General features: G+C 61.7%; 6 protein-coding genes. 2 read left to right on the forward strand and 4 right to left on the reverse strand.

Annotated elements, in window-relative coordinates:
* Positions 1 to 114, reverse strand: a 114-nt coding sequence (locus HWX39_RS35635; protein ID WP_175924691.1) for an SDR family NAD(P)-dependent oxidoreductase, incomplete at its 3' end; no start/stop codon positions are given.
* A 164-nt stretch (positions 115 to 278) separates the two neighbouring features.
* Between HWX39_RS35635 and HWX39_RS35640 the strand changes: the two genes are divergently transcribed.
* Together HWX39_RS35640 and rlmJ are read left to right on the forward strand one after the other, a co-directional pair.
* On the forward strand, positions 279 to 1,250 hold the full coding sequence (locus tag HWX39_RS35640) for an aldo/keto reductase (RefSeq protein ID WP_175972134.1): 972 nt from the start codon (positions 279 to 281) through the stop codon (positions 1,248 to 1,250).
* A 112-nt stretch (positions 1,251 to 1,362) separates the two neighbouring features.
* Positions 1,363 to 2,208, forward strand: a complete 846-nt coding sequence (gene rlmJ / locus HWX39_RS35645; RefSeq protein WP_175972135.1) for a 23S rRNA (adenine(2030)-N(6))-methyltransferase RlmJ — start codon at positions 1,363 to 1,365, stop codon at positions 2,206 to 2,208.
* 15 nt (positions 2,209 to 2,223) lie between these two features.
* On the opposite strand, the gene HWX39_RS35650 is transcribed toward rlmJ, so the two are convergent.
* The 3 genes from HWX39_RS35650 to cueR form a co-directional block, all read right to left on the reverse strand.
* The gene (locus tag HWX39_RS35650; protein WP_175972136.1) at positions 2,224 to 2,592 is read right to left on the reverse strand and encodes a hypothetical protein; all 369 of its coding nucleotides are present in this window, start codon (positions 2,590 to 2,592) and stop codon (positions 2,224 to 2,226) included.
* 115 nt (positions 2,593 to 2,707) lie between these two features.
* Positions 2,708 to 2,854 (reverse strand): DUF3563 family protein, encoded by a 147-nt coding sequence (locus HWX39_RS35655; protein ID WP_006478295.1) that lies wholly within the window; start codon positions 2,852 to 2,854, stop codon positions 2,708 to 2,710.
* Between the two features lie 215 nt (positions 2,855 to 3,069).
* Positions 3,070 to 3,474, reverse strand: coding sequence for a Cu(I)-responsive transcriptional regulator (gene cueR / locus HWX39_RS35660; RefSeq protein ID WP_175972137.1), 405 nt, complete (start codon positions 3,472 to 3,474; stop codon positions 3,070 to 3,072).
* Between the last annotated feature and the right edge of the window lie 285 nt (positions 3,475 to 3,759).

The raw sequence follows: 3,759 nt of genomic DNA on the forward strand, positions 1-3,759 counted from the left end.
GTCGGCGATCGCGACGGCCGCGCCCGCCTTCGCGAGCTCGAGTGCGATTTCCTTGCCGATGCCGCTCGCGGCGCCCGTGACGACTGCGGTCTTGCCGCTCAGATCTGCTGCCATGCCCGTCTCCTCCCGTTGTCGGATCGATAAAACACGCGCCCACCGCATCCGCTACCGTCGCGCGATCGTGCTGGCGGGCCAGCCGTCATTGTGCACGATCGGCCCCGCCGTTCGCGCGCAAAACGTCTAAGCTTAAGGTCGGTTCTGTTACTCGGGAGATTCGCATGCACTATCGACGGCTAGGCCGCTCCGGCTTGCAGATCAGCGAGCTTTCGCTCGGTTCGTGGGTGACGTACGGCAACCAGGTCGACCAGCGGGTCGCACGCGAATGCCTGGCTGCGGCGCGCGACGCGGGCGTCAATTTCTTCGATAACGCCGAGGTCTACGCCGGCGGCAAATCCGAAGAAATCATGGGCCACGCGCTCAAGTCGCTCAACTGGCCACGCATCAGCTATATCGTGTCCACGAAGTTCTTCTGGGGACTCGCCGAAGTGCCGAACCAGTATCACACCCTGAACCGGAAGTACCTGCTGAACGCCATCGACGGCTCGCTGCGCCGGCTGCAGCTCGACTACGTCGACCTCGTCTATTGCCATCGCCCCGACCCGAACACGCCGATCGAGGAAACCGTCTGGGCGATGAGCGACATGATCGCGCACGGCAAAGCGCTGTACTGGGGTACGTCGGAATGGAGTGCCGACGAGATTCGTGCTGCGTGCGAGATCGCCGAGCGGCATCACCTGCGCAAGCCGGTCGTCGAGCAACCGCAGTACAACCTGTTCCACCGCGCACGGGTCGAACAGGAATATGCGCGCCTCTACGACGACTACGGTCTCGGCCTCACGACCTGGAGCCCACTGGCATCGGGCCTGCTCACCGGCAAGTATCGTAACGGCGTGCCGCCCGGCAGCCGCGCGCAATTACAGGGTTACGACTGGATGCGTGACCGCCTGACCGACCCGGCCGCCAACGACATCGTAGAACGGCTCGGCGCAATCGCAGCCGAGCTCGGCTGCAGCACGGCCCAGCTCGCGATTGCATGGGTACTCGCAAATCCGCGCGTGAGTTCGGTCATCACGGGCGCGTCGCGGATCGAGCAGATCGGTGACAACATGCGCGCGCTCGATGTTGCCGCGAAGCTGACGCCGGATGTGAAGCAACGCATCGAAGACGTGGTCGGCGATGCGTACGAGTAAGGCGATGCGCGGCCACTCGCGTACAATACGCGGCCCGCATCGGCGCCTGGCCTGACGGCCGCGCACGATCGACCGCTTTCATTGATTCACCTTTCGTTTCAGGCAGCCCGCCATGCTCAGTTATCGTCACGGTTTTCACGCAGGCAACCACGCGGACGTGCTCAAGCACGCCGTTGTCGTCCAGCTGCTGCGCTACCTGAACAAGAAAGACAAGTCGTACTGGTACATCGACACGCACGCAGGTGCCGGGGTGTACTCGCTGCGCGACGGCTATGCGGCGAAGACGTCGGAATTCGACACCGGCATCAGCCGGCTGTGGAACGAAAAGAACCTGCCGGAGGTGCTGGGCGACTATGTGGATGAAGTTCGCGCGCTGAACGACGACGGCGAACTACGCTTCTACCCCGGTTCCCCATACATCGCATGGCGATCGATGCGCGAGCAGGATCGTATGCGCCTGTTCGAAATGCACACCACGGAAATCGACGTGCTACGCCACAATTTCCGCGATGCGGGGCGACGTGCGATGATCTTCGCCGGTGACGGCTTCGAAGGCGTCAAGGCGCTGCTGCCGCCGCCGCCGCGACGCGCGCTCGTGCTGATCGACCCGTCCTACGAAGACAAGAAGGATTACGCGCGCACGGTGACTTGCGTGACGGAATGTCTGAAGCGTTTCGCGACGGGCTGCTATGCAGTCTGGTACCCGCAGGTGACCCGGACGGAATCGCAGCGTTTTCCCGAGCAGTTGAAGCGCCTGCAACCGAACAACTGGCTGCACCTGACGCTGACGGTGTCGAACCCGCCGACCGACGGGCTGGGCCTCTACGGCAGCGGGATGTTCATTCTGAATCCGCCGTATACGCTCGCCCAGAGCATGAACGAGGCACTGCCCTATCTGGTCGAGATGCTCGGACAGGATAGCGGCGCCCGCTACCAGATCGAGCACCGCGGAAACTGATCGGGCGACCGACCGTTACGGCTGAGGTCTCGGCGCGAGCCTCGGCTGGCTGGGCGGCTGCCCACCCCACGCGGGGACATTGATATACGGCGCGACGAACAGTGGAACCGACGTGTTCGGTACCTGCCCGGCCGGGGCCCGCATGCCCGCCGGCTCGACGATCGGCTCGGAAGACAACGGTGCCGTCTGCAGCACCAACCCGCCCTTGCCGTCCTGGATACCGCGGTGCGTATCGAGAATAAGCGGCTTGGACGACGTCGCGGCAGCGGCCGCAAGTCCATGGACAAGCACCGCCGCGCCCAGAACGAGACGCGCGTGGGCACTTCGACGCACATCGAGACGCAAACGCATGATCGTGTCCTTCAGGATGAAAAGCAGGTGCATACCATAGCGCTGCACTGACGATTGCGCCAGATCCGGCGCACAAAAAAACAAAGCCCCGTCAAATACGGGGCTTGCTTATCGTTCGGTGCCACGTGACACCTGACGGTGACTCCGATTACAGCGAGTAGCCGTTGGTTTCGAGCGAGCGGATGCGGCTCTCGAGCTGGACGATGTCCGACGACGTGGCAAGGTAGGCCTCACGGCGTTCACGTTCTGCGGATTCAAACCAGTTGCTCAGCTTTTCGACGATGTAGGCGATCATGACGTTCTCCAAGGAAGGGGGACCCCTGGTGAATCGGTGTTCAGGGATTTCCCGTATAGGGTTATCCCGAATTATAGCGATGCCGCACCAAGATGCTAGTGAAATACTTGCATGGAAACCATTCCATTTTGGAATGCCCGTCCTGAAATGACACATAACCCATTGATTTTTATCGAGATTGAATCGAGGCTCGATTTTGGCCTCGAGCGCACGCACTAATTTGGTTCACCGGCGGGTTCGGACAGGCGCGCCAAAATCGGGCATTCTGGCCGCCCGTCACCATGACAGTGCGCAGCAAGATCGGCCAGTGTGTCACGCATGTCGCTCAGATCGGCGATACGCTTGTCGAGTTCGGCTACATGCTCGAGGGCAATCGACTTCACCTCGGCGCTCGCGCGGGAACGGTCTTGCCAGAGCATCAGCAGCTTGCGGATGTCCTCGACGAGAAAGCCAAGGCGTCGCGCCTGGCGGATGAAGCGCAGGGTATGAATTTCGTCCGCGCCGTAGATCCGGTAGCCGGCATCGGTACGCTTGCTGGGCGCCAGCAGGCCGACCTGTTCGTAGTACCGGATCATTTTTGCGCTGACTCCGGATTCGCGCGACGCGTCGCCGATATTCATTCCTGCCCTCTCCATCAAGCCCTGGTTTCGAACATGAGCGTCGACGCGTGCAATCGCCGACGGCACTTCGATCGTATCAAATCGCTTGGTTTCGTTCCGGGTAAGGACTGACTGCGGGATGACAGCTGGGTGATCTGACGTGCATGCCGCTGGGATGTGATGAATGGAGCGCTCTTCCACCAACGCACATGCATTTCCTTCGCGCCAATGCAAGAACCCCCGCCTTTCGGGCGGGGGTTCTTGGCTTAGGGAGCCTGACGATTACCTACTTTCACACGGGAATCC

Source organism: Burkholderia sp. BCC0322, assembly GCF_902833045.1.
In the GTDB taxonomy this organism is placed as follows: domain Bacteria; phylum Pseudomonadota; class Gammaproteobacteria; order Burkholderiales; family Burkholderiaceae; genus Burkholderia.